Source organism: Mycolicibacterium litorale (assembly GCF_010731695.1).
GTDB lineage: Bacteria > Actinomycetota > Actinomycetes > Mycobacteriales > Mycobacteriaceae > Mycobacterium > Mycobacterium litorale.
The window spans coordinates 2,819,889-2,843,087 of record NZ_AP022586.1 but is presented as its reverse complement, the minus strand read 5'-3'; the positions used below and the strand labels follow the sequence as shown (position 1 = coordinate 2,843,087).

Genomic DNA, 23,199 nt, shown 5'->3' with positions numbered 1-23,199 from the left:
CTCGATAGTTGTACTTTTCGACGGTCAGATCTGCGGCTGGAGTTCCGTACTCGTGGCGTCCTGAACGGCTCTGAGCCCCAGACTTGCCCGGATGGCGAGGCCGATGACGAACAGAGCTGCGGTGACGACGAACGGCGCCCAATCGACCAGCGGGTCACCGGTGCGAGGCCACAGCACGTTGACGGTCTCGACGATCACCCATACCAGCGCGAGCCACCCCGCGATGTGCCCGGCGCGGCCGAGGAACGTCGATTCGGAGCGGTCCCACGTGCCCCGGACCTTGCTGATCGCGAGCCCGACGATGGGGAATCCGAACGACAGGAAGAAGCCCGCGGTGACGAAAGTGACCAGCAGCGTGTAGATCTGTTCGCTTTGGAACGGCAGGTACAGCACGATGCCGATCGTGCCGGTGACCACGGTCGCGACAGTCGGAGTGTTGATGCGCCGGTGCAGTCTGCCGAGCTGGTGGCTCATCGGCAGTTCTCCGTTGCGACCGTAAGACCACACGATGCGCGACACCGCTGAACTGATCGCGACCACGGTAGCGAAGTAGGCGATGACGAACAGGATCATGACGGCCTTGAAGGCAGGAGCCGGGAGGTACGCGGTGAGCGTGGCCGCGACGGGATCGGCTTCGGCAGCGGCGCTCTCAGGCATGGCCATCAGGAAGGCGAAGCACGTGAACAGCACGACGAGTCCGACGCCGACCAGTGATCCGACGATCGCCCTGGGGATGTCGCGTTTGGGTTCACCGACCTCCTCGGCGAGGGTGCTGGCGCTCTCGAAGCCGAGGAAGGACCATCCTGCGAACATGACCGCCAACACGAACGGTGTTGCCATGAAGGCGGTGTCCGACGGCCAGGTGATCGCGCTGCCGAGCGTCGCGACACTGTTGACCTTGTGAAAAAACAACAGCCACAACGCGATACCCACCGAGCCGACCACCTCGGCGATCAGGCACAGGAAGCCGACGATGCGGACCGCCGCACGGCCCAGCACGTTGACAAGCACCGCGCCGGCGAGGATGACCATCCCGACGAGCGTCATCAGCGTCTGGTTGTCCGCGTCGAGATCGAATGCGGCGGCTGCGAACAACGCACCACCGTAGGACACCGCGGTCAGGGTGATCATCAGCGTCCACATGTAGGCCCATCCGGCGAACCACCCGTAGGCCGGGCCGAGCAAGCGTCGCGACCACTGGTACACCCCGCCTGCCATCGGCCACCGCGACGCCAGCACACCGAACGTCACGCCGATGAGCACCTGGCCGATCAGCACAACCACCAGGGCCCACCAGAAACCGGGCCCGGCCGCGGCCAGACCGAGCCCGAACACCATGTACATGGCCACGATCGGCGAGACGAAGACGAAGCCGAGCATGGCTGCCGACCACATGGAGAATTCGCGTCGCATCGGTGCGGCGGCGGTGGGCGGAACCGCAGTCGTACCAGTCGCGATGTCGTCCACGGGCGCTCCTTCAGCAAGGCTCCCGCGGGGGCGCAGGAACGTTTCTGTGCTGAAAGTTAGGGGCGTCATGTGTCGCTGGGCGGCTGCAACAGTAACGTTCCTGTTACCGCGCGCTACGGCTTGGTGACGTGCTCCGGCGCCCTACCGCTGAGAACTGGCGCGGACGACGAGATGCGCGGACACCACCTCGCGGCCGGGTTCGGCGTTCTGTTCGATCTGGTCGACCAGCATGCGCACCGCGGTCCGGCCCATCTCCTCAGCATGCAGTTCGACCACCGAGATCGGCACGGGCGCAAGCGCGACCGCGGCACCGTCACCGATGTTCACCAGCATGAGGTCCTGCGGGACGCGCAGCCCCACGTCCATCGCGGCCAGTTCCGCGGCCAGCGCGAGCTGATCCAGGCCGACGAAGAGCGCGTCCGGGGGGTCGGGATCGTCGAGGATGTCCCGCACGGCGGCGCGAGCCGCCGCCGGATTGAAGGCGCCCGGGATTCGGGATCTGCGGTCGGCGAAACCTCGCCGGGCGCACCAGGACGTGAACTCGTGCTCGACGGAATGGATGTACGACGCAGGGGAGTCCGGGGTGATCAGCATCGGCCGACGCGAACCACCCCGTTCGAGATGATCGAGGACGTCGGCGACGACGCCGGCCCAGTCGTTGTCGACCCAACTCGCCGCGGTGGAGTCGGTGCGTCCCACCGTGCTCGCCGGGGTACCGCGGAGGCGCGCGGACTCGACCAGGTCATCCTCTTTGGAGGGGTCGACGGCGATGAGCCCGTCGTGCGCGGCATCCAGCTGCATGTGTGCCGGCGCAACCGCGAGGAGAAAGCCGCGTTGGTTCGCCTCGATCGCGGCTCCGGCCATCACCCGCATGAAATAGTCGACATGCCAGAGCGATTCGGCGTCAACCTCGCTCGGCAACATCGTGATCACCAGGGTTCCGGTCCGTCCGTTGCGCAGAGACCGCGCGGCGACGCTGGGACGGTATCCCAACTCGGCAGCGATCTTGCGCACCCGCTGTCGGGTCGTCACGGGCAGCGAGCCGCTGCCGTTCAACGAATCCGACACAGTCGTGGTGGAAACGTTCGCGGCGAGTGCCACGTCACGCAAGGTAACCCTGCCTCTGCCGCGTTCAGCTGCCATGTGCGCTCAATCTAGGCCTTCGGTCACACATCCTCAGCGGAACCACGCGGAGAACGTTATCGTCACGGCCGACGGGTGTGAACGCATCACGGCGAGTATGCCCTCCCGCACACAGTAGTGCTGCGAGTCCGCAGCCGTAGCGAAACAGACTGCCTGTGAACATGGTTCATGAATAGAGCGGGGACGCAGGTATGAACGAAGACGAGTTGGCAGCCAGCGACGGGATAGCCATCGCCGAGTCCATCCGGGCTGGGATGATTTCGGCCGAAGAGGTGGTCGAGAGCGCCATCGCCCGGGCGGAATCTCTGAACGCGCTTCTCGGGTTCCAGGTGACGAGCATGGTGGAGACGGCGCGCGCCCACGCCGCTACGGTCGACGTCGATGCGCCGCTGGCCGGTGTACCTTGCTTGATCAAGGACCACCTGGCGTTGCAGGCCGGCATACGGCACACCTCAGGCTCGCGATACCTGCGTGACTTCGTCGCCACCGTCGACAGCCAGATCGTCCGCCAATACCGCGCGGCCGGCCTGATCCCCATTGGTACCTCGGCGACGTGTGAATTCGCGCTACTGTCAACCGCCGACTCTGCGGCGCACGGGCCTTGCCGCAATCCGTGGGACCCCACCCGCACCACAGGAGGATCGAGCGGCGGCGCGGCGGCAGCGGTGGCGGCCGGTGTCGTCCCCATCGCCCACGGCAACGATGCGGCCGGTTCTATCCGAATTCCCGCATCGGCCTGCGGGCTTTTCGGACTCAAACCGAGCAGGCACCGCGCGCTGATCCCTGAGCTGTTGTCTGGTAGCCCTGCGTCCGGGATCTGGTCTGAGCACGTCTTGACACGAACAGTGCGTGATAGTGCCGCAGTCCTCCACGCCCGCGCCGTCGGTTCAGCGGGCGGCGGCGACCGTTTCACCCTGAGCTCCTCACCAAAGCCGGCACTCCGAATTGGTTACGCCACAACACCGCCACTCGGGACCCCGGTTGACAGTGATTGCGAAGAAGCGGTTGACGACGCGGTCCAACTCTGCGCGCGCCTGGGTCACACCGTCGCCGAGACCAAGCTGCCGGGCGACTTCGCGGAGCTCGAGCGCGCCTTCTTGATCCTCTACACCGCGGGAGCCGCAGCGTGGCTTGACCATTGGATCGCTGTCCTCGGATACCCCCCGCGTCCCGGCGACCTCGAACCCTACACCGACGCTGTTGTCGCGCATGGTCGCAGTTTCTCACCTGCCGCCATACGCGGTGCCATTGCGACTCTCGAACGAGCCGAACACCAGATTTCGGCGTTCTGGGCCGAGTTCGATGTGTTCCTGACTCCGACGCTGGCAGCGCCGCCACCTCCGCTCGGCTTCTTCACAGCAGATCCAACGGATCCTCTGGAACTGCTGGATCGTGACGCTGAGTACTCGCCATTCACCTGGTACGCCAACGCCGTCGGTTCGCCCGCCATGTCCGTGCCGCTGTACTGGAACGCTGACGCCCTCCCCATCGGAACCCACTTCATGGCCGCTCACGGCCGCGAGGATCTCCTGCTCGCGCTTGCCTTCGAATTGGAGAACGTTCGTCCATGGTCGGTGCATCGCCCCGTGATCTTCGGGCGACACGACCGGCCCAAGGACTGATGTTCAGGCGCAGGACTGGAGAACTGACTGCCATCGGCTGGCAGGGCGCGGGATCAGTGCGCGGCCCACGGCTCGCGGGCGAAGACCTGCTCGACCATCGGGCGGAAGAACTCGAGCGGACGATGCTCGAACTGCGAGTCGAAACAGTTCTGGTCGTACTTCTCGCAGAACTCCACGCAGTCGTCGAACCATTGGTGTCCGCGGTATTCTTCCCGAGCGTCTCGGATGCCACCCATGTGCGGGGCGTAGTAATACTTCTGGAATTCGGGGTGCACCTTCACAATCCAAGCCAGACGTTCCGACACGTAGGGCGCGAGGACTGCTGAGGCGAACGCGCCGTGGGCATGAGGCGCGTACGTGTCACCGATGTCATGCAGAAGCGCCGCAACCACGTAGTCGACGGACCGTCCGTCGTCGAAGGCCCGGGTCGCCGACTGCAGTGAGTGGTCCAGCCGACTGATCGGATAAGCCTGCTCGCCGTCAGCGAGGACTTCCACCAGTGACAGGACGCGGGGTACCAGGCCGGCATTGTTCGCCTCTTCGGCGCGACCGATCAGCGCGTAGTCTCCGGCGGTGCCTTCGGCCATCGTGCGGAAGGTGGCGCGTGTCGGCGTACTCATGACCGACTCCTTTCAACTGGTTCCCGGACAAACGTAGCGGTCACTTGTTCCGGCCGCGCGTCTGAAGCGAGACGACCAATGAGGTGGCGGTGGTGGGGGTGCCTGCAGCGCCGGCGTCGAGCACGGAATAGCCGGCCCGTTCGGACGCTTATGTAGGCGTGCCCGATGCGACCGCAACCGGGTGATCGCTGCAACGAGAGAAGAGACGATCATGACGACGTATTCGATCATCGGCTCGGGCAATATCGGTTCGGCGGTGGCAGCCCAGTTCGCCCGCAGTGGGATCGATGTGGCCGTAGCCGCCTCACGCGGCGCTCACGCCGTCAAACCTCTGGCCGACACGCTGGGGCCGCGGATCAGCGCTGCCGAGGTGTCTGACGCCCTGCTGGCCGATGTGGTCATCCTGGCCGTGCCGTTCGAAGCCGTGCAAGGGCTGGTTGAGCAGGTACCCGACTGGAACCAGCGCATCATCGTCGACGCTACGAACGCCATCGACTACACGGACTTCTCAGCCGCCGACCTGGGTGGCCGGGCGTCCTCGGATGTCGTGGCGGGCTGGGCCAACGGTGCGCGGGTCGTCAAAGCTTTCGGCCACACCTGGGCCAAGGTCTTGGCCCGCGACCCCAGCGACGGGCACGGCGGAAGGCGGGTTCTGTTCTTGTCGGGCAACCACCCTGACGCCAACGATCAGATCGCCCAACTGATCGACCAGTTCGGCTTCGAGCCGATCGATCTGGGACGCAATGACCAGGGCGGGTTGTTGCAGCAGTTCGGGGGCCCACTGACCACGCACAGTTTCATCTCGCAGCAGATCAGCGGCGCCACGCCACCCGAGAAGGATCTTGCCCACCCCTGAACGTGACGCACCTGATCGCGGCACTACCGGTGGTCACCGTTGGGCGGTTCACCGTCGTCGACGAACGCCTGTAGCCGCGCCAGCGCGCCGTCCCAACGGGCGGACAGCGCGGCGAGGTAGTCGCCGGCCGCGCTCAGCGGTTGCGGTTCGACGGTCCAGATGCGCTCGCGACCGGACTTGGCGCTGCTGACGACGCCGGCCGCCTGCAGGAGTTCGAGGTGCTTGGTCGTGGCCTGGCGGCTCATCGTAAGTGACTGCGCCACCTGCAAAGTGGACCTCGGACCCGTCCGACACAGCCCGGTGACGATGCGCAGCCGGTGCGGCTCGCCGAGCGCGTCGAAGACCTTTGCCGCCCGCGCCTGCGACACGCCTGCCGTCATCGCTGGACGGGCTGTGCCAGGAACGCGGCGATGAGCCTCATCTGCAACGCCCAGCCCTCGCTGTTGCCGTCGAAGATGGAGCGCCGGTGCTCGGCGGGCAGCGCCTCGAAGCCCGACTCGACGACGCGGAACTGCACGCCGTCCGCGGTGTCGGTGAGCGTGAACTCCACCAGAGTCGTCAGATCCGATCCGGGCAACGGGTTCCATCGGAAGGCGAACCGGCGCTGCGGCTCGACGGCGACGATGTCGAGGGTGACCGGCTCGCCGGCGTAGGGGCGCTGCCGTTCGGCGACCTCGTCGTCGACCTCGGTCACGGCGATCACACCCGAAACAGTGCTTCCCTCCACGAACGGTCCGTCGACGCGCATTCCGAACCAGGTGCCGAAGCTCTCCGAGTCGCTGATGGCATTCCACACCCGCTCCAGCGGGGCGTTGAGGACGGTGAACTTCTCAATGCGGTCGGTCGATGACATGAGCAACCTCCTAGTTGCCTGTAGTCAACCACACCACCCTCTCGATACGCAACGGTTCAGTTGCCCGATGTGTGAAAGGGGCAGGAAGTGGTCCGCCGACTCAGTCGGCCAACAGTTCCTTGAGGACGTCGTCGATGAACTTGTTGTCCTCGGGGTTCGCGTCGCCGCCCGCGAAGTGACCGTATATGCCTGGGATGACCCGTAACTCGGCGTTCGGGATGTGGCTGACCGCGAACTCCTCGTCCTCGGGCGGAAAGTAGAGATCCTTCTCGGCCGGCAGCACGATCATCTTGGCTTTGATGGTCTTCAACGCCGCGACCTGGTCGCCGTCGAACCCTCGGCCGGGCGTTGCCCCGACGTTGCCGTTCTGCCAGGTCCACAGCATGGCCAACAGATTGTTGGCGTCTCGGCGGTCGAGGAAGAAGCCCTCCCAGAAGCCGACGAGGAAGTCCTCGAGCGAGGAATACCCCATCTTCTTGTACTCCTGCTGCCAATAGAACGCCTGCGAGAAACCCCACCCGGCATAGACCCGGGCGGCCGCACGCAGTCCCTTGACGGGCTTGTCGGTGTACCAACCCTCCTTGAACGCTGCGTCCGCCGTCAGTGCGGCCTTCACGCCTTCGAGGAACACGATGTTGTGCTCGCTGGTCTTTGAGGAACCGCAGAATGGCATGGCGCGCTGCACCATATCCGGATAGCTGACGGCCCACTGGTAGGTCTGCCCGGCACCCATCGACCAGCCGGTCACCAGCGCAAGTGTCTCGATCCCGAACGACTCGACGAGCTTGTGTTGCTGTTCGACCTGATCGTAGAAGGTGACATGCGGGAAGCGCGCGGCATCGTACGGGGGTGGTGTGTTCGACGGCGAGGTCGACAGGCCGTTGCCCAGCATGTTCGGGACGATGACGAAGTACTTCGCAGGGTCCAGGGCCATTCCGTCGCCGATCAACCACTCGTTGTCCCAATGGCGGCCGGAATACCACGTCGGGAACACGACCGCGTTCGTCTTGTCGGCGTTCAACTCACCGTACGTCTTGTACGCGAGCTTCGCGCCGCGCAGCGTGGCACCATGCTGCAGCGTCACGTCGCCGAGGTCGAAGAGCTTGTAGTCCTGCGGAAACTCATCCATCGAACGGCACCTCTTGGTTGAGTCTGGCACCGAAATGCTCTGACCAGTCGGAGCATAACCAACTGGAACCCACGACGCAGGAGACCCAGCGAGATTCCGCGTTTTACTGCTGCCCGTCCAGTGGCTGATTCGCCTGTTGCAGAAGCCGATCGATCGCGGTCTGACCGATGCCGCCGGCGAAGCGCCGGATGCGATGGAGGGGGATTGATCCGACCATCTTGACCAGCTCGCCATCGCTGCTCAACGCGTCGGGCATCGCGGGCATGGCCTGTCGCGCCATCGCGGTGAACAGCGGTCCGGCGACGGGGTGCGCCAGCACCTCGGCAATCGTCGAATTCTCGGACAACGCGATGCGCGGTCCGTCGCCCTCGAGCCGAACGTCCGTCGTACAGCGGATATCCCGGCTCGAACTGCCGACCCGAATGGTGTAGTCACCGCCCTCGAGGACCCAGTCGTCGACGCGGTCGTCCCAGTACGCCAAATCCTCCAGGGCAATACGAATGACCACCATCGAGGTGGATCCGCGGGGCAGATCGACGACCTGGAATCCCTTCAATTCCTGCGGTGGTCGCTGCACGTCGGACGCGGCCTTGGATACGTACACCTGCACCACTTCACGGCCATCGCGGGGACCGGTATTGCTCACCGGTAGCGCCACGCGGATGGCGCCGTCTTCGGTCCGGGCCTCGACACTGCCGTACCCGAATGTCGTGTAGGACAGCCCATGTCCGAAGGGATACGTCACCTCGAACGCGCGGGCGTCGTACCACCGATACCCCACATGGATTCCTTCGCCGTAGAGGACATGGGAGTGTTCACCCGGGAAGTTCAGGAAGGACGGAACATCTTCCAGACGTACGGGCACCGTTTCGGCGAGGCGCCCCGACGGATTGACGACTCCGAACAGCACGTCGGCCACCGCCGCGCCGCCGCCCTGCCCGAGCAGGCCCCCGTCGAGGACAGCTGCTGCACGCCGATCCACGTCGTCCAGGCGCACCACGCCGCCGTGGGACAGAACGGCGACAGTGTGCGGTTGGACCTCCGCTACGGCGGCCAGCAGGTGCAACTGCTCCTCCGGCAGATCGATGTCGTCACGGTCGTAGCCCTCGGACTCGTCGAGATCGGACAATCCCAAGAACACGACGGCGACGTCGGCCGCGCGAGCCGCCGCCACCGCGTCGGCGCGGGCGTGCGCCGGGTCCCCCTCCGCGCCGAACCCGGCGGTGCAAGTGACGTCCGCCGCAGTGCGACTACGGATTTCGTCGAGGGGGATGTCGACGCGGGCGGCGTTGACACGGGAACTTCCACCGCCCTGATAGTGCGGTTCGGTGGCGAAGCGACCGATGACCGCCAGCCTGCGGTCCGGCGCCAGCGGCAGGACGCCACCGGCATTCTTGAGCAGCGCGACGCTACGGCTGGCCGCCTCGCGGGCAAGAGCATGATGGGCGTCGAGGTCCACGGCCTCGACGGGGCCTGAGTTGTCGGCGGCGCGCCGCAGGAGACCTATGACGCGGCCCGCGGTTTCGTCCACTGTCGCCTCGTCGAGATCTCCAGCCGCGACAGCGGCGATCACCTCGTCGTCGAGCGACGGGTCGCCGCCGGGCATCGCGAGATCAAGGCCGGCAGCCATTGCCGCGACACGGTCGTTGACTGCCCCCCAATCACTGACCACGGCACCGGTGAAGCCCCATTGGTGCCGTAACACATCGGTCAGCAGCCATCGGTTCTCCGACGCGTAGACGCCGTTGATCTTGTTGTACGAGCACATCACCGTCCACGGTTGAGATTCGGTGACCACACGCTCGAAACTCTTCAGGTAGATCTCCCGCAGCGCGCGCGGCTCGACGCGAGAGTCTGATCGCATCCTGTCGCTCTCGGCGTTGTTGGCCGCCAAATGCTTGACGGACGCGCCGACCCCACCGCCTTGCAGTCCGTTCACCCACGACGCGCCCAGCATGCCGCTGAGAATCGGATCTTCCGACAAGTACTCGAAATTGCGTCCGCAGCGCGGGTCACGCTTGATGTTCACGCCGGGGCCGAGCAGGACATTCACACCGAGGGATCGAGCCTCGTCGGCGAGTGCGGCGCCCACACGCTCGACGAGCCCGCGATCCCAACTCTGCGCAAGGCCGGCGGCCGGTGGAAAGCACGTCGCCGGAGCGCTACCGGCGACACCGAAATTGTCCGCTGCGTCGGCCTGAGCGCGCACACCGTGGGGGCCGTCGGTGAGCACCACGGCGGGCAGCCCGCCCACGGCCTTCGTGCGCCAGAAAGACTGACCGCTTCCGAGCGCTGCCTTCGCCTCAAGAGTCACACTCGTCACGTCGACAGGGTCGTCGGGCATATCGCCATGTCCGCGAGCGTCAGTTGTCTCCATGCCAAACGGTACGGCTGCAGTTCTTGGGGTGCCAGTTTCACGACCCTCGACGTGCCAGGAGAGGCCGGATCCGGTAGGTCGTCTCGGCGTCGACTGCTGGGTGAAGCGACTCGCCTATTCTGGTTAGCCGAACGAACAATCAGGGAGGTACATGACCACCGAGGCACAGGAGCCCTCGACCCGCGAGCGCCTGCCATCCAGCGCCAACGCGATCATCGCCATACTCGTCGGGTCGGCGTTCGTCATGATCCTCAACGAGACGATCATGAGCGTCGCTCTGCCCGCCTTGATCGTCGATCTGGACATCACGGCCAGCACCGCACAGTGGCTGACCAGTGGGTTCCTTCTGACCATGGCGGTCGTCATCCCGATGTGCGGGTCGCTGCTGCAGCGGTTCCCGGTGCGAGGCGTCTACCTGACATCGATGGCGTTGTTCTGCGCGGGCACCGTGATATCAGCCGTGGCACCCGGCTTCGCGGTCCTGCTGGCCGGCCGGATCGTGCAGGCGTGCGGCACCGCGGTCATGGTGCCGCTGCTGATGACGATGGTGATGACCCTGATCCCGCCTGAGCGGCGCGGACGGACAATGGGAACCATCTCGATCGTCATCGCGGTGGCCCCCGCAATCGGTCCGACACTGTCGGGCATCATCCTCGGCTCACTGAGCTGGCGGTGGATGTTCTGGATCGTGCTGCCAATCGGGGCGCTCGCGTTGGCGGCGGGCGTCGCACGGCTGCGCGTGGCCGACGAACGGCAGCGCCCGACGCCGATCGATCCCGCGTCCATACCACTTTCCGCCGTCGGCTTCGCCGGTCTGGTGTTCGGTCTCTCGCTCATCGGTGAATCCGGAAGTGGACGGCAGGCTGCGCCCGCATGGGTACCGATCGCCGTCGGCGCAACGGCATTGGTGGTCTTCGGTATCCGGCAGGTGCAGCTGCAGCGGCGCGAGCGGGCGTTTCTGGACCTGCGCCCCTTTGCCTATCGACGTTTCTCACTATCGCTGTCGCTGGTGATCCTCGGGTTCATGGCGCTGTTCGGCGCGATCATCATGCTGCCGCTCTACGTGCAGGATGTGCTGGGGCAGAGCGCGTTAGCAGCAGGCCTGGTGAGCCTGCCCGGCGGCATCTTGATGGGAGTGGCAGGCCCACTGGTGGGGCGCATCTACGACCGGCTGGGCGCTCGGTTGCTCGTCATCCCGGGCTCGCTCATGCTCTGCGCGTCGCTGTGGGGGTTCGCGACGCTGTCGGCGACCTCACCGATGTGGGAGATCATCGGCTTGCAGACGGTCATGATGGTGGGTCTGTCGATGATGTTCACACCGCTGATGACCGACGCGTTGGGGGCTCTGCCCGAATCGCTGTACACGCACGGAAGCGCGATCCTCACAACGCTGCAACAGGTCGCCGGCGCTGCGGGTACGGCGTTGTTCATCACCGTCATGACCAAGGCGTCGGTGTCGGGCGGGGCGCCCGACCTACCCGGTGTGCGTGCTGCTTTCACCGTCGCCGCGGTGATCGGCGTGGTCGTCGTCATCGTGGGGCTTTTCACGGGACGCCGACCGGCGACCGCAGCCGCCACACCGGTGCACTAGGTCTTCCACGGAACCGCAACCGGCGCGCCGCCCCTCGTGCATCCTTACGGGGTGCGTCCCCTCCGCTACTCGATCAACGTGACCCTCGACGGCTGCTGCGACCACCGCGCCGGGATCCCGGACGAGGAACTGCATCGCTACGCCGCCGAGACCATCGGCCGCGCGGACGCCCTCATCTTCGGTCGGGTGATCTACCAGATGATGGAGTCCGCGTGGCGGTCGCCGGCAGACGACATGCCTGAGTGGACACGACCTTTCGCGCGGACCATCGACGCGGCCAAGAAGTATGTCGTGTCGAGCACCCTCGACCGGGTCGACTGGAACGCCGAACTCCTGCGCGGCGATCTGAGAGACGCTGTCGAACAGCTCAAACGCGAGCCCGGGGAGGGCCTGTACGTCGGGGGCCTGCAGCTTCCGCTCGCGTTGGCGGAGCTGGGGCTGATCGACGAGTACGAGTTCGTCGTGCAGCCGAGGATCGTGGGCCACGGGCCGACGTTGTTCGCGGGCCTGTCCAAGCCCATCGACCTCGAACTCGTCGGCCGGCGTGAGTTCGCCTCGGGCGCTGTCGCGATGCGGTACGAACCGCGCCGTTAGCGGGCCAACCCCAACAGCGGCGGGACGAGGTAGCGGCGCGCGAACGACCGGGCGGCATCGTCGTCGCCGAGCGCGACGTTCTGCGACGGTGTCAGCACGAACGACACGATGACCCGGACGGTGACCTCGGCGACCTCGAGCAGCTCGAGCTGCGTGCGATGGTCGTCGGGCAGGGCCACCGCGAGCTGATGGGCCAGGAACGACGAGGCCGTCCGGACGACGCTGTCGCCCTCGACGGTGAGGAACGGCAACACGGTTTCCGGCTCCGTGGCGAGCAACCGCTGCAGCAGCGCATGGTCACGCAACGTGGTCAGCGTGAAGACGAACCCCTCGACCAGCTTGTCCTCGGCTTCGGCGTAACCGCCGGCCTCGGCGGCGAGGTCGGAGAGAAACCGCTCGAGTTCCCGCAAGAGCACCGCTTCGACGATGGCGTCCTTGTTCGCGAAGTTCCGGTACAGCGTGACCCGCGCCAATCCGGAACGACGGGTGATGTCCTCCACCGTCGAGCGGCGGATCCCGAACAGCTCGAACTGCTTGAGCGCCGCGTCGAGGATCCGTTCGGCGTTTCCCTCCGCCGTCGGCGACCCGAATCGCTGTACCGCCTTGGCGAGCAGGCCGCTGTACTTCATCGGATCTCCTCGACATGGGCCGCTCTGGGGACGACGGTGCTCACGCAGTCTAAAGCCTGCACACAGACGATTGATACAAACGAACGAAGAATGTATCTTTCGTACTGATGGCGCTCGTTGGGTCGAACGCCAGTGTCCGAACGCACCCGACCAGCAGGAGGCCCCCATGGCCGGCACCATCGACCAGGCTCCGTCAACCGGCACATCGCCCAGTCGGGACGACTTCTCAGAGCGGCTGTTGCGGGGATCGGCCAAGAAGTCGTACGCCCCCGTCGTCGACATCGACTGGGACACGCCGGTCGTTCCCGACAAGTTCTTTCTGCCGCCGCGGGTGGTGTCGCTGTACGGCACACCGATGTGGGCCGAGATGACCCGCGAACAGCAGATCGAGCTGTCGCGCCAGGAGTTCATCAACCTGCTGTCGGCCGGCGTCTGGTTCGAGAACATCCTCAATCAGGCGCTGCTGCGCGGCCTGATGCACGCCGACTGCACGTCACCCTCCACCCACTACTCACTGACCGAACTCGGCGACGAGACCCGCCACATGGTCATGTTCGGCCGAACGATCGAGGCCGTCGGCGGCAAACCCTTCCAGCCGAAGCGGTTCCAGCGGATGATCATCAACACGCTGCCGTTGGTGTTCCAGAAGACGGTCCTGTGGATCGCCGCGCTGGTCGGTGAGGAGATCTTCGATGCGCTGCAGCGGCAGATCCTCGACGATCCGGAACTGCAGCCGATCGTGAGCCGGGTCATGCGGATCCACGTCACCGAGGAGGCACGCCACATCCAGTTCGCCCGCGACGGCGCGCGCCGCGACGTCCCCGCGATGCGGCCGATCAACCGGTACCTCCTCGGCACGATCCACGGTGCCGGTGGGCCGTTCTACCGCTACCTGTTCACCAACCCGGCGGTGTATCGCCGGGCCGGGCTCGACGCCCGCGAGGCGCGTCGACAGGCCCGTGCCAACCCGCACTTCCACGAGACGATGCGAGCCGGATTCGCTCCGCTGGCGACGTTCCTCGAAGAGGTCGGGCTCATGAGCCGGATCGGCCGGCGGATGTGGAAGCGCAGCAACTTCCTGTGAGCGTCGACGAGAGCGGCGTATTCGACGGGGACGCCGAACTGGATGTGGCAGGCACGCGGTGTCCGGTCCGAGTACGCCTGGCCGGTCACCTGAACCCGATCGACGGGCGATACCACTGGCAGGGCCTGGCCTACGGCGCTCCCGACGAGCTCCAGGCGGGCAAGCCGGCCCACCTGTGGATCGGGAAGCGCAGCTCCCCAGTGCGATTGGTCGAGAGGATACCGTCCGGCCAGCTCATGGTCAGCGGCGTGGGGGAGCCGCCGTACGACCTCTCGCCGGTATGAGGTGAGCGGGAGTCACCGGCTCTCGACGCGCGCCGGATACGCGTGCACCAGTGCGGTCGATAGCTTCGGCACCGCATGGGTGAGGGTGTGTTCGGCGCTGTGCGCGATGCGATGTGCCTCCGCGAGGGTGATACCGGAATCGATGTCCAGCTCGGCTTCCGCGTGGAGTCGGTGGCCGATCCAACGCATCTTGACGCTCCCCACGTCAGTGACCCCCGGCTCGGCCGCGAGCGCGGTCTCCGCCGTCTCGATCAGTGCCGGATCGACTCCGTCCATGAGGCGCCGGAACACGTCACGCGCGGCGGTCCGCAAGACCGCGAGAATCGCCACGGTGATGAGCAACCCGATGACGGGATCGGCCAGCGGGAAGCCCAGCGCGACCCCCGCGGCACCGAGAACCACTGCGAGCGAGGTGAATCCGTCTGTGCGGGCGTGCAGGCCGTCGGCCACGAGTGCCGCCGAGCCGATACGGCGTCCGACACGGATTCGGTAGACGGCGACCAACTCGTTACCGAGGAATCCGACCAGACCCGCCGCGGCCACCCAACCGACGTGTTCGATCGGCGCAGGGGCGATGAGGCGGCGAATCGACTCGACGCCGGCAACGATCGCGGACAGCGCGATCATCGCGACCACGAAGAGCCCCGCGATGTCTTCTGCCCGTCCGTACCCGTAGGTGTAGCGCCGAGTGGCGGTTCTCGTTCCGAGTGCGAACGCGATCCACAACGGAATCGCCGTCATCGCATCGGAGAAGTTGTGTACCGTATCGGCAAGCAGCGCAACCGATCCCGAGAGCATCACGATCGCGATCTGCACCACCGTGGTGGCGCCCAGGATGACGAGGCTGGTCTTCACCGCCCGGATGCCCGCGGCACTTGACTCGAGCGCGCCGTCGATGCTGTCCGACGCGTCGTGGCTGTGAGGTGCGAACACCTCTCTGACCGCCCCACGAATCCGGCCCCCACCCGTCGAAGTGTGATGGTGATGGTGGTGGTGGTGAGGATGCCCGTGGCCCGCCTCGCGGCTCATGCGCCGCGTCCCTGCCCGCGCGCGCCTCTGGCGGCCGAGCCGTCGTGCAGGGTCGCCAGATCCGCGGCCTCCCGGTGATGGCCGGGAACACCCGGACCGGCGTGTTCGGCGTTGTACACCGCATCGGTGACGAGCTGCTTGATGTGCTCGTTGTCGACGCTGTAGATGACGCTGGTGCCGTCTCGGCGGGTCTGGACCAACCGGGCCATCCGCAGCTTCGCCAGGTGTTGCGAGACCGAGGGCGCGGGCTTGTTCACATGAGCGGCAAGATCATTTACCGACATCTCACGGCTCACCAGTGCCCAGAGGATCTGCACCCGGGTGGCATCGGCGAGCATCCGGAACACCTCGACGACGAGGTCCACCTGATCGTCGGGCAGCCGCCGAGCGCATCGCTGACTATCTGCATTCATACGCAGATAATAGGACAGGAGTATCGCTGAGCGCGACGGCTGCCGGGTAGCGCCCGTCATCCGAGGCCGGCGATCCGTGCCACGGTCAGCGCCGAGCTGAGCTGCAGCAGATCGCGGGGCCGGGTCGGGCGCAGGCCTGTCAGCGCCTCGAGCCGACGCATCCGCTGAGCCACGGTGTTCGGGTGCAGGTGCAGCGCCTCGGCCGCCGCCCGGCGATCCAGGTCGCGCTCCAGCAGCACCCGTGCCGTGCGCAGCAGCTCGCTGCCGTGCTCGCGGTCGTACTCGAGGGCCGGCCCCAGCACCGTCGTGGCGTAGTCGCGCAGCCGCTGCGGGTCGTCGAGCTGCAACAGTAGGTGGTCGATCGCGACGTCGCGCAGATCGATCACCGTCGTCGTCGCATCCGAGGTGGTGTCTGCCGCGAGATCCATTGCGCCACGCAGCGTTCGGAGCAGACCGGGTAGTTCGACCGCGGCCGCCGCGGGGGTCACCCCGGCCACCGCGCGACCGATCACCCCGGTGTCCGTGAGATGGTCGACCAGGCGACGGGCCACCGCGGCCGCCCCCCGGATCCGGCCGGGCGCCGTCGCGAACGGCGCCGCGATGAGCACCAGATCGCCCCGGTACACGGCCGCCAGCGGACGGGGCGTGACCGTCGCCGCAAACCTGTCCGCACCGGCCAGCAGCCGCTCGGTGGCGGTTCGGTCGTCCGCAGCCTGCGGGTCCGCAGATCGCACCGCGATCAGGGTCTGCTCGCCGGACAGATCCCAGCCCAGCCGCCGCGCACGGTCGAGCAACGCCGCCATGTCGGCGCCGTCGGTGCTCAGCAGATCGGCGACCAGCGATCCGCGGAGCCGCTGCTCCACCTCGGCCGCGGTGCGGGCGCGCATCAGTTCCAGCGCCGTGACGACGGTCGCGTGTTCGACGGCGCGCATGTCGAGAGGAGACAGGTCGTCTTCGGTGGCGGTGACCCGGACGCGGGCGACCACCTCGCCGCCCAGGGTCACGTCGGCGGCGACCCCCTCCCCGACAGCTCCGTCCGAGGGCCACCGGGCCTCGGCCAGCGCGGCGCCGTAGACATCGTCGATCAGCACAGGCCTGGCCAACAGCTCGGCCAGCGCGGTCGCCACCCCCGACACCCCCTCGCCGCGCAGCGCGGTGGCCGTGAGCAGCGCGTGCACCTCCTCGGCCCGGCGCAGTTCCCGGATGGTGTCCTGTTCCCGCGACCGCAGCTGCGCGGTGCCGAGTGCGACGGCGACCTGCGAGGCGAGCGTCGTCACCAGGCCGATCTCGACGGCGTCGAACCGGTGTGGCGCGGTGCGGTACCCGTTGAGTGCCCCGACGACCACCCCCGCCCGGCGCAGCGGCACCGACACCAGTGCCCGGTATCCCTGCTCCTGGGCCACACCGCCCCACGGGCCGATGCCGGGCGTCGTCTCGATGTCCTCGAGCGTCACGACCTCCCCGGTGCGGAACGCGACGCTGGTCGGGGCTTCTTCGGCGCCGCGGACGTCGAGCAGGATCGGTCGATCGGCGTTGACCTGCGCCACGTAGTCGGGGGAGAGGCCGTGCGAGCCGACGATCGTGAGCGCTCGGCGGTCCGCGGTCGGCAGGAACACCGCGCAGAAGTCGTAACCCAGCAGGTCGCACGCCGTACGGGCGACCCGGTCGACGAGATCGATGACCGGCTCGTCACCGCCCACCGCCTCGCCGATACCGGCCAGCGCGTCGAGCCATCGCGCCAGATCGGGCTTCAGTGTCGCCGACGACATGTTTCGAAGCATAAGTGTGTACGTCAAGACATTGCCCGGGTTGGGTCGACTCCATCAGTCTGGTGCGGACGGTGACAGCCGTCACATGACATGCAGGAGGTTCCCGTGCGACGAAGCACTCGGACGATTCGTGCCGCGGTCGCCGTCGCCGCTGCGGCGATGGTGACGCTGACCGCGGGGTGCTCGGCCGGCCTCGGCGGCCCGGCATCATCGCGCGCAGCGCGCGACGGCGTCATCCGGTTCACGTTCGCCCCAGACCCGATCTGGGATTACATGAACGAGACGGGCATCGTCGACGAGTGGCAGCGCGAAAGCGGGTACCACATCGAGACCAGCGCGACGTGGGACGAGTTCGGCCTGTTCGCCGGCGGACACGCCGACATCATCTCCACGGCGTCGTTCGAGGTCCCTGGCCTCGAGGAGCAGACACAACGCGAGACGGTGATCATCGGCCGCTACAACGCCGAGCGCAGCCGCATCCTCGTGCGCGCCGACGACCCCGCTCAGACCCTCGCCGACCTGAAGGGCAAGCGGCTCGGTGTCTTCACCACCGTGTCAGGCACGCTCGTGTGGAGCGCGCTGCTCAAGCAGATGCACGACGTGAACCTCGCCGACGACTATCAGGTGATCGTCGCCGACATCCAGAACCTCTCGAACCTGTTGGCGCGCGGGGAGATCGACGCGTGCATCTGCTACCCCGACCTGTCGGCCGGCGATCTGCGCGAGGGCAGCGTCCGCCCCCTCTACGACGGGAAGTCGTCGGCGGAGCTGTTCGCCGAACTCGACGCCCCGGGTCACGACGGCCCGATGGGCAATGTGTTCGTCGCCCGAAAAGACTGGGTCGACGGGCATCCCGGCGAGGTGTCGGCGTTCCTCGACCTGTGGGAGCGCGGTCTCGGTGAATGGCAGCGGCACCGAGACGACATGATCGAGCGATATCCACAGCACTTCGCCGTCGAGACGCCCGAGGACATCGCGTTCATGAAGGACTATGTGGCCCAACATGACTGGGTGGTCGACGACGTCCGCTTCGATCAGAAGTGGGCCGAGGACGAGTCCTCGATCTTCGACCTGATGCGTGAGACCGGTGTCATCGGTGACGACGTCACCGATCCCCAATTCCTGCCCACCCGAGGAGTCCACCAGTGACCCAGACCATCACGCCGCCGGACGCTGATCCGGCGCAGCGGGATCCGGCCCCGCGCCCGCGCCGGAAGTGGACAGGCGGCCCCGGCCCGCGCAGATGGCTGGTGTCGGGTATCGCGCTCGTCGCCGCGGTGGCCGCGTGGGCCCTCGTCGCCGCCTGGGTGAACGACCCGATCCTCCCGAGGCCGCTCGACGTGTTCGAGCGGGTGGTGGCGATCACCGCATCAGGCGAGGCGTTCACCAACTTCGCGTCCAGCATCGGCAAGATCGCGGCGGGCTTCGCGATCGCGATGGCAGGCGGTCTGGTGATCGGGTTCGCCATGGGGCGTTCGAGATTCATGTCGTCGTACTTCTCGCTGCCGCTGTTCGTACTCGGCAACATGCCCGGCCTGACCTACGCGGTGTTCGGGTTGCTGATCTTCGGTGTCGGCGCGGGCGGCCCCGTCGTCGTCTCGGCGCTCGTCGCACTGCCGTTCATCGCGATGAACGTGGCCGAGGGTGTCCGCTCGGTGGACGGGAACCTGCTGGCGATGTGCCGCGCGTTCGAACGCAACCGGCGCGACGTGCTGCGGCACCTCTACCTGCCGGCGTTGGTGACGTTCGTCTTCGCCGGCGTGCGCTACGGCTTCGCGATGGCGTGGAAGGTCGAGGCGCTCACCGAGGTCTTCGGCGCCAGCGACGGCGTCGGGTTCATGATCCGCAAGGCCTATCAGGAATTCCAGGTGGCCGACATGTTGGCGTGGACCACGCTGTTCATCGTCGCGATGGTCCTCATCGAGCGTGGCCTGGCCTACCTGGAGAACCGTTTCTTCGCCTGGCGGAAGGAAATCGCATGACCACCGACGCACTCTCGGCCACCGCGCCCGTGTGGCGCCGCCAACTGCGCGGGCAGACCTCCTCGGCCGTCGCCATCGTCGCCGCCCTGCTCACGATCCTGGGGGCGTGGCAGCTGGCCGTCGTCATCGGCAACCGCATCCCGTCGCCCGCCCAGACCGCGGACAGCCTGGTCTCCGAGGCCGCCCTCGGCGAACTGTGGCACAACCTGGCGATCAGCATGAACCGCTTCGCCCTCGGCCTGGTGCTGGCGTTGGTCGTCGGTGCGGCGGTGGGCGTCTGGATGGGTCTGTCCCGATGGGCCGACCTGGCGTTCTCCGATCTGAACGCCGCCGCACTCGCGATCCCCGCGGTGATCTGGGCGCTGCTGACCACGATGTGGTTCGGATTCGGCTGGCTGACCCCGGTGGTGACGGTGTTCCTGTCCGGGCTGCCGTTCGTGATCGTCAACATCGCCAAGGCCACCCGCGCGGTTCCCGCCGACCTGGTCCTGATGGCCAGGGCGTTCGGGGTGCCGCGACGTAATGTCCTGCGCCACATCGTCGCTCCGGCGGTGGCCGGCTCGACGGTGGCTGCCGTGCGCTTCGCGATCATGAGCGCGTGGAACGGGCTGCTGCTCGCCGAGTGGTTCGGCGCCACCTCAGGTGTCGGCTGGCGATCGCGGTACTGGTACGACGCCAACCAGCTCGACGGCTTCTTCGCCTGGGTCCTGGTGTTCATCGTCGTGCTGGTCGTCGCCGACCTGCTCGTCCTCGGCCCAATCGAACGCCGCGTCACCCGCTGGCGCAACAACTGACGAAAGCGAGAAACCTATGGCTTCCATCGAGATCCGCAACCTGGTCAAGGACTTCCACGACCGCAGCGGTCACCGCACCCGCGTCATCGACGGTATCGACCTGACCATCTCCGGTGAGACGTTCGTGTCGATCGTCGGGCCGTCGGGCAGCGGCAAGACCACGCTGCTCAACATCGTCTCCGGCATCGAGTCGCACACCTCCGGCACGGTCGACCTGACCTCAGGCGGGCACGACGCCCGCGTCGGCTACGTGTTCCAGGACCCACGGCTGCTGCCGTGGCGCACCGTGATGGCCAATCTCGGCTTCGTCCAGCACGAACGCCCAGGCTGGGAGGACCGCGCCCGGCACTACCTGGATCTGGTCGGGCTCAGCCATTGCGCCGACCGGTTCCCGGCCCAGCTGTCCGGCGGTCAGCAGCAGCGAATCGGTATCGCCCGCGCCTTCGCCGTCGAACCCGACATCCTGCTCATGGACGAGCCGTTCAGCCACCTCGACGCGATGACGTCGCGGACGCTGCGCGAACACCTGGAGCGGATCTGGCTGGAGTCGCGCCGCACCGTGATGTTCGTGACGCACGACGTGACCGAGGCGGTGCAGCTGTCCGACCGGATCGTCGTGCTCGCCCCCGGCGGACGCGTGCACGAGGTCATCGACGTCGACCTGCCCAGGCCGCGCAAGGCCTCCGACCCCGCCGTCGCGGTCCTGCAGGCCGAGATCCTGGCCCGCTTCGAGGCGCTCGAGGCGGCCACCGCGGGAAGTCCGGCATGACGCTCCGACCCGGGCCGGTCGACGTCCACGCCCACTGGCTCCCGGAGGACCTGTTCCGCCTGCCCCCGGGCTCGCCGGTGCCACCGCTCAACGGTCGTGACGGCCAACTACACCTCGGCGACCTGCCGCTGTCCATCGAAACCGCCGCGATGAGCGACGCCGCCCGCGTGCTGGCCGACACCGAGGCGGCAGGGCTCGGCGCACGTGTGATCTCCGCACCGCCGTTCGCTTTTCCCGTGTCGGATGCGCCGGGCGTCGACGACTACGTGGGCGCGTTCAACGAAGAACTCACCAGGGTGTGCCGTGACAGCGGCGGCCGGCTGCTCGGCCTCGGTCTGGTGTCGCTGCACGATCCCGACGAAGCACGCAAGCAGATCGAGGCCATCGCCGCGACGGGCGTCGTCCGCGGTATCGCGGTGCCGCCCCTGCTCGGCCACACCTCCTTCGACGTGGCGCCAATGCGCGACGTGCTGGCGATCGCCGCCGAGAACGACGCGGCCGTGCTCGTGCATCCCATGCAGCTGCCCCGCCCCGAGTGGTCGTCGTATTACCTGACCAACCTCATCGGCAACCCCGTCGAGACCGCCACGGCAGCAGCCGCACTGGTGCTGGGCGGCGTCCTCGAGGAGCTGCCGGCGCTGCGGATCTGCCTGCTGCACGGCGGCGGCTGCGCACCGGCGCTGGTGGGCCGCTGGCAGCACGGCTGGAATCAGCGCGGCGACGTGCGCAGCGCGCAAACCCGCTCACCGCGTGAAGGTTTCACGGATCTGTGGTTCGACACCCTGACCCATGACGGGCCCGCCCTGGAACTGCTGCGGGCGCACGCCGATCCGGCGCACCTGATGTGCGGCAGCGACTACCCGTTTGACATGGGCGTGGAGCGCCCACTGGACCTGCCGCACGCCGTGGGCATCGACGACGCCGCCCTGGAACACAACGCCCGACGCTTCCTCGGGCTCACCGAAGGAGAGAATCGTGTCTGAGCGTCTCAGCGCCTCCCGCCAGGACTGGAGTGGGCACCGCGCGCTGGTGATCGGTGGCTCCATCGGCGGACTCACGACGGCGTTGCTGTTGCGCCGGTTGGGCTTCGACGTGTCGGTGTTCGAGCGGACACCCACCAACCTCGACGGCCGTGGCGGCGGCATCGTGCTGCAACCCGACACCCTTCGCTGGTTCGTCGAGTGCAGCGATCAACACCCCGAACAGGTCAGTACCTCAACTCATTTCGTGCAGTACCTCGGGCCGGGGAACGCCGTCGTGCACCGCGAGGAGGCGCCGTGGAGCTACACGTCGTGGGGCACGTTCTACCGGGCGCTGCTGGCCGATTTCGGTACCGACGACTACCACCTCGGTGAGTATGCGGCCGGCTTCGACCAGGACGCCGACGGGGTCGAGGTGCGCTTCACGTCCGGCCGCCGGGAACGCGGCGACCTCGTGGTGTTCGCCGACGGTATCGGCTCGCCCAGCAGGCGCCGCATCTCACCGGACAGCAGGCTGGAGTACTCCGGGTACGTCGGCTGGCGCGGCACCGTGCCCGAGCGCGAGGTGTCCCCGGAGACCTTCGCGCTGCTGCACGACTCGATCACCTACAGCGTCGCACCGCACACGCACATCAACGTCTACCCGATCCCGTCGGCCGACGGCGGCCTCACGGTCGGCGAGCGACTACTGAACTACGTCTGGTACCGCAACGTGCCGGAGGGGCATGAACTCGACGAGCTGATGACCGACAAACGCGGCTTCCTCGCGGGCGTGTCACTGCATCCGGGAGGCGTGCAGGACCGATTCGTCGACGAAATGCGCGCAGTCGCAGGTGAAGTGCTCGCTCCGGCCGCCGCGGAGGTGGTGCGGCGCACCGAACAGCCCTACCTGCAGGCGGTGTACGACGTGGTCGCCCACCGCATGGCGTCGGGCCGGGTGGCCCTCGTCGGTGACGCGGCCAGCGCGGCCCGTCCGCACGCGGCGGCGGGCACCGCGAAGGCCGCCGCGAACGCGTGGGCACTCTATGACGCGCTGTCGGACAGCGGTGACATCGCCGAGGCACTGGCGAAGTGGGAGCCCGGCCAACTCGAACTCGGGCAGCGACTGATGCACCGCGTCAAGGAGATGGGTGCCCGCTCGCAGTTCCACTGCACGTGGGTGCCCGGTGACCCCGACAACCGTTTCGGCCTGTACGGCCCCGGACGATAAAAGG

Annotated in this window: 23 protein-coding genes; 12 read left to right on the top strand and 11 right to left on the bottom strand. The window is 67.2% G+C overall.

Annotated features, from left to right (window positions below; all coding sequences use genetic code 11):
* Window positions 1–24 precede the first annotated feature (24 nt).
* On the bottom strand, window positions 25–1,467 hold the full coding sequence (locus G6N30_RS13500) for an APC family permease (protein WP_134053560.1): 1,443 nt from the start codon (window positions 1,465–1,467) through the stop codon (window positions 25–27).
* Window positions 1,468–1,608: 141 nt separating this feature from the next.
* Window positions 1,609–2,568, bottom strand: a complete 960-nt coding sequence (locus G6N30_RS13495; protein ID WP_234880123.1) for a LacI family DNA-binding transcriptional regulator — start codon at window positions 2,566–2,568, stop codon at window positions 1,609–1,611.
* A gap of 233 nt (window positions 2,569–2,801) precedes the next feature.
* Between G6N30_RS13495 and G6N30_RS13490 the strand changes: the two genes are divergently transcribed.
* Window positions 2,802–4,232, top strand: a complete 1,431-nt coding sequence (locus tag G6N30_RS13490; protein WP_134053556.1) for an amidase — start codon at window positions 2,802–2,804, stop codon at window positions 4,230–4,232.
* 53 nt (window positions 4,233–4,285) lie between these two features.
* Here the strand turns inward: G6N30_RS13490 and G6N30_RS13485 are convergent, their stop codons facing one another.
* Complete coding sequence (locus G6N30_RS13485) at window positions 4,286–4,819, bottom strand: HD domain-containing protein (protein ID WP_234880122.1); 534 nt, start codon at window positions 4,817–4,819, stop codon at window positions 4,286–4,288.
* Window positions 4,820–5,063: 244 nt separating this feature from the next.
* Here G6N30_RS13485 and G6N30_RS13480 point away from each other — a divergent pair, with 244 nt between their 5' ends.
* The gene (locus tag G6N30_RS13480; RefSeq protein ID WP_134053552.1) at window positions 5,064–5,708 is read left to right on the top strand and encodes an NADPH-dependent F420 reductase; all 645 of its coding nucleotides are present in this window, start codon (window positions 5,064–5,066) and stop codon (window positions 5,706–5,708) included.
* Between the two features lie 23 nt (window positions 5,709–5,731).
* On the opposite strand, the gene G6N30_RS13475 is transcribed toward G6N30_RS13480, so the two are convergent.
* The 4 genes from G6N30_RS13475 to G6N30_RS13460 form a co-directional block, all read right to left on the bottom strand.
* Window positions 5,732–6,088: an ArsR/SmtB family transcription factor gene (locus G6N30_RS13475; RefSeq protein ID WP_134053550.1), complete on the bottom strand. Its 357-nt coding sequence runs from the start codon at window positions 6,086–6,088 to the stop codon at window positions 5,732–5,734.
* Window positions 6,085–6,561, bottom strand: coding sequence for an SRPBCC family protein (locus G6N30_RS13470; RefSeq protein WP_134053548.1), 477 nt, complete (start codon window positions 6,559–6,561; stop codon window positions 6,085–6,087). The genes G6N30_RS13475 and G6N30_RS13470 overlap by 4 nt, the downstream gene beginning before the upstream one ends.
* 100 nt (window positions 6,562–6,661) lie before the next feature.
* Window positions 6,662–7,690, bottom strand: a complete 1,029-nt coding sequence (locus tag G6N30_RS13465; protein ID WP_134053546.1) for an alpha/beta fold hydrolase — start codon at window positions 7,688–7,690, stop codon at window positions 6,662–6,664.
* Window positions 7,691–7,793: 103 nt separating this feature from the next.
* Window positions 7,794–10,034 (bottom strand): glycoside hydrolase family 3 C-terminal domain-containing protein, encoded by a 2,241-nt coding sequence (locus G6N30_RS13460; RefSeq protein ID WP_134053544.1) that lies wholly within the window; start codon window positions 10,032–10,034, stop codon window positions 7,794–7,796.
* Window positions 10,035–10,218: 184 nt separating this feature from the next.
* On the opposite strand from G6N30_RS13460, the gene G6N30_RS13455 reads away from it, so the two are divergent.
* On the top strand, window positions 10,219–11,658 hold the full coding sequence (locus G6N30_RS13455) for a DHA2 family efflux MFS transporter permease subunit (RefSeq protein WP_134053542.1): 1,440 nt from the start codon (window positions 10,219–10,221) through the stop codon (window positions 11,656–11,658).
* Between the two features lie 51 nt (window positions 11,659–11,709).
* The gene (locus G6N30_RS13450; protein WP_134053540.1) at window positions 11,710–12,252 is read left to right on the top strand and encodes a dihydrofolate reductase family protein; all 543 of its coding nucleotides are present in this window, start codon (window positions 11,710–11,712) and stop codon (window positions 12,250–12,252) included.
* Here the strand turns inward: G6N30_RS13450 and G6N30_RS13445 are convergent.
* Window positions 12,249–12,881 carry a TetR/AcrR family transcriptional regulator gene (locus tag G6N30_RS13445; RefSeq protein ID WP_134053539.1) on the bottom strand — a complete coding sequence of 211 codons (633 nt, stop codon included), beginning with the start codon at window positions 12,879–12,881 and terminating at the stop codon, window positions 12,249–12,251. The genes G6N30_RS13450 and G6N30_RS13445 overlap by 4 nt on opposite strands.
* Before the next feature lie 166 nt (window positions 12,882–13,047).
* Here G6N30_RS13445 and G6N30_RS13440 point away from each other — a divergent pair, with 166 nt between their 5' ends.
* Together G6N30_RS13440 and G6N30_RS13435 are read left to right on the top strand one after the other, a co-directional pair.
* On the top strand, window positions 13,048–13,965 hold the full coding sequence (locus G6N30_RS13440; RefSeq protein WP_134053537.1) for an AurF N-oxygenase family protein: 918 nt from the start codon (window positions 13,048–13,050) through the stop codon (window positions 13,963–13,965).
* A complete protein-coding gene (locus tag G6N30_RS13435; protein WP_134053535.1) occupies window positions 13,962–14,249 on the top strand; it encodes a DUF4873 domain-containing protein in 288 nt (95 codons plus the stop codon). The genes G6N30_RS13440 and G6N30_RS13435 overlap by 4 nt, the downstream gene beginning before the upstream one ends.
* Window positions 14,250–14,261: 12 nt before the next feature.
* Here G6N30_RS13435 and G6N30_RS13430 read toward each other — a convergent pair whose 3' ends face one another.
* Genes G6N30_RS13430 through G6N30_RS13420 form a run of 3 tightly spaced genes read right to left on the bottom strand, consistent with a single transcriptional unit; the run spans window position 14,262 to window position 17,460 of the window.
* A complete protein-coding gene (locus G6N30_RS13430; protein ID WP_134053533.1) occupies window positions 14,262–15,278 on the bottom strand; it encodes a cation diffusion facilitator family transporter in 1,017 nt (338 codons plus the stop codon).
* Complete coding sequence (locus G6N30_RS13425; protein ID WP_134053531.1) at window positions 15,275–15,691, bottom strand: ArsR/SmtB family transcription factor; 417 nt, start codon at window positions 15,689–15,691, stop codon at window positions 15,275–15,277. Before G6N30_RS13425 ends, G6N30_RS13430 begins: the two co-directional genes overlap by 4 nt.
* Before the next feature lie 56 nt (window positions 15,692–15,747).
* Window positions 15,748–17,460, bottom strand: coding sequence for a helix-turn-helix domain-containing protein (locus tag G6N30_RS13420; protein ID WP_163687562.1), 1,713 nt, complete (start codon window positions 17,458–17,460; stop codon window positions 15,748–15,750).
* A gap of 105 nt (window positions 17,461–17,565) precedes the next feature.
* Between G6N30_RS13420 and G6N30_RS13415 the strand changes: the two genes are divergently transcribed.
* Genes G6N30_RS13415 through G6N30_RS13390 form a run of 6 tightly spaced genes read left to right on the top strand, consistent with a single transcriptional unit; the run spans window position 17,566 to window position 23,195 of the window.
* Complete coding sequence (locus tag G6N30_RS13415; RefSeq protein WP_234880121.1) at window positions 17,566–18,609, top strand: ABC transporter substrate-binding protein; 1,044 nt, start codon at window positions 17,566–17,568, stop codon at window positions 18,607–18,609.
* Window positions 18,606–19,442 (top strand): ABC transporter permease, encoded by an 837-nt coding sequence (locus G6N30_RS13410; RefSeq protein ID WP_234880120.1) that lies wholly within the window; start codon window positions 18,606–18,608, stop codon window positions 19,440–19,442. Before G6N30_RS13415 ends, G6N30_RS13410 begins: the two co-directional genes overlap by 4 nt.
* The gene (locus tag G6N30_RS13405) at window positions 19,439–20,236 is read left to right on the top strand and encodes an ABC transporter permease (RefSeq protein WP_134053525.1); all 798 of its coding nucleotides are present in this window, start codon (window positions 19,439–19,441) and stop codon (window positions 20,234–20,236) included. Before G6N30_RS13410 ends, G6N30_RS13405 begins: the two co-directional genes overlap by 4 nt.
* Before the next feature lie 16 nt (window positions 20,237–20,252).
* On the top strand, window positions 20,253–21,005 hold the full coding sequence (locus tag G6N30_RS13400; protein WP_134053523.1) for an ABC transporter ATP-binding protein: 753 nt from the start codon (window positions 20,253–20,255) through the stop codon (window positions 21,003–21,005).
* Window positions 21,002–21,988: an amidohydrolase family protein gene (locus tag G6N30_RS13395; RefSeq protein WP_134053521.1), complete on the top strand. Its 987-nt coding sequence runs from the start codon at window positions 21,002–21,004 to the stop codon at window positions 21,986–21,988. The genes G6N30_RS13400 and G6N30_RS13395 overlap by 4 nt, the downstream gene beginning before the upstream one ends.
* Complete coding sequence (locus G6N30_RS13390) at window positions 21,981–23,195, top strand: FAD binding domain-containing protein (RefSeq protein WP_134053519.1); 1,215 nt, start codon at window positions 21,981–21,983, stop codon at window positions 23,193–23,195. Before G6N30_RS13395 ends, G6N30_RS13390 begins: the two co-directional genes overlap by 8 nt.
* The last annotated feature ends 4 nt before the right edge of the window (window positions 23,196–23,199 follow it).

What these genes read in the sequence shown, in the direction of transcription:
- G6N30_RS13490 (WP_134053556.1), top strand. Translation starts at nt 2,802, where the DNA reads ATGAACGAAGACGAGTTGGCAGCCAGCGACGGGATAGCCATCGCCGAG.
- G6N30_RS13485 (WP_234880122.1), bottom strand. Translation starts at nt 4,819, where the DNA reads ATGGCCGAAGGCACCGCCGGAGACTACGCGCTGATCGGTCGCGCCGAA.
- G6N30_RS13480 (WP_134053552.1), top strand. Translation starts at nt 5,064, where the DNA reads ATGACGACGTATTCGATCATCGGCTCGGGCAATATCGGTTCGGCGGTG.
- G6N30_RS13475 (WP_134053550.1), bottom strand. Translation starts at nt 6,088, where the DNA reads ATGACGGCAGGCGTGTCGCAGGCGCGGGCGGCAAAGGTCTTCGACGCG.
- G6N30_RS13470 (WP_134053548.1), bottom strand. Translation starts at nt 6,561, where the DNA reads ATGTCATCGACCGACCGCATTGAGAAGTTCACCGTCCTCAACGCCCCG.
- G6N30_RS13465 (WP_134053546.1), bottom strand. Translation starts at nt 7,690, where the DNA reads ATGGATGAGTTTCCGCAGGACTACAAGCTCTTCGACCTCGGCGACGTG.
- G6N30_RS13460 (WP_134053544.1), bottom strand. Translation starts at nt 10,034, where the DNA reads ATGCCCGACGACCCTGTCGACGTGACGAGTGTGACTCTTGAGGCGAAG.
- G6N30_RS13455 (WP_134053542.1), top strand. Translation starts at nt 10,219, where the DNA reads ATGACCACCGAGGCACAGGAGCCCTCGACCCGCGAGCGCCTGCCATCC.
- G6N30_RS13445 (WP_134053539.1), bottom strand. Translation starts at nt 12,881, where the DNA reads ATGAAGTACAGCGGCCTGCTCGCCAAGGCGGTACAGCGATTCGGGTCG.
- G6N30_RS13440 (WP_134053537.1), top strand. Translation starts at nt 13,048, where the DNA reads ATGGCCGGCACCATCGACCAGGCTCCGTCAACCGGCACATCGCCCAGT.
- G6N30_RS13430 (WP_134053533.1), bottom strand. Translation starts at nt 15,278, where the DNA reads ATGAGCCGCGAGGCGGGCCACGGGCATCCTCACCACCACCACCATCAC.
- G6N30_RS13425 (WP_134053531.1), bottom strand. Translation starts at nt 15,691, where the DNA reads ATGAATGCAGATAGTCAGCGATGCGCTCGGCGGCTGCCCGACGATCAG.
- G6N30_RS13420 (WP_163687562.1), bottom strand. Translation starts at nt 17,460, where the DNA reads ATGTCGTCGGCGACACTGAAGCCCGATCTGGCGCGATGGCTCGACGCG.
- G6N30_RS13405 (WP_134053525.1), top strand. Translation starts at nt 19,439, where the DNA reads ATGACCACCGACGCACTCTCGGCCACCGCGCCCGTGTGGCGCCGCCAA.
- G6N30_RS13400 (WP_134053523.1), top strand. Translation starts at nt 20,253, where the DNA reads ATGGCTTCCATCGAGATCCGCAACCTGGTCAAGGACTTCCACGACCGC.
- G6N30_RS13395 (WP_134053521.1), top strand. Translation starts at nt 21,002, where the DNA reads ATGACGCTCCGACCCGGGCCGGTCGACGTCCACGCCCACTGGCTCCCG.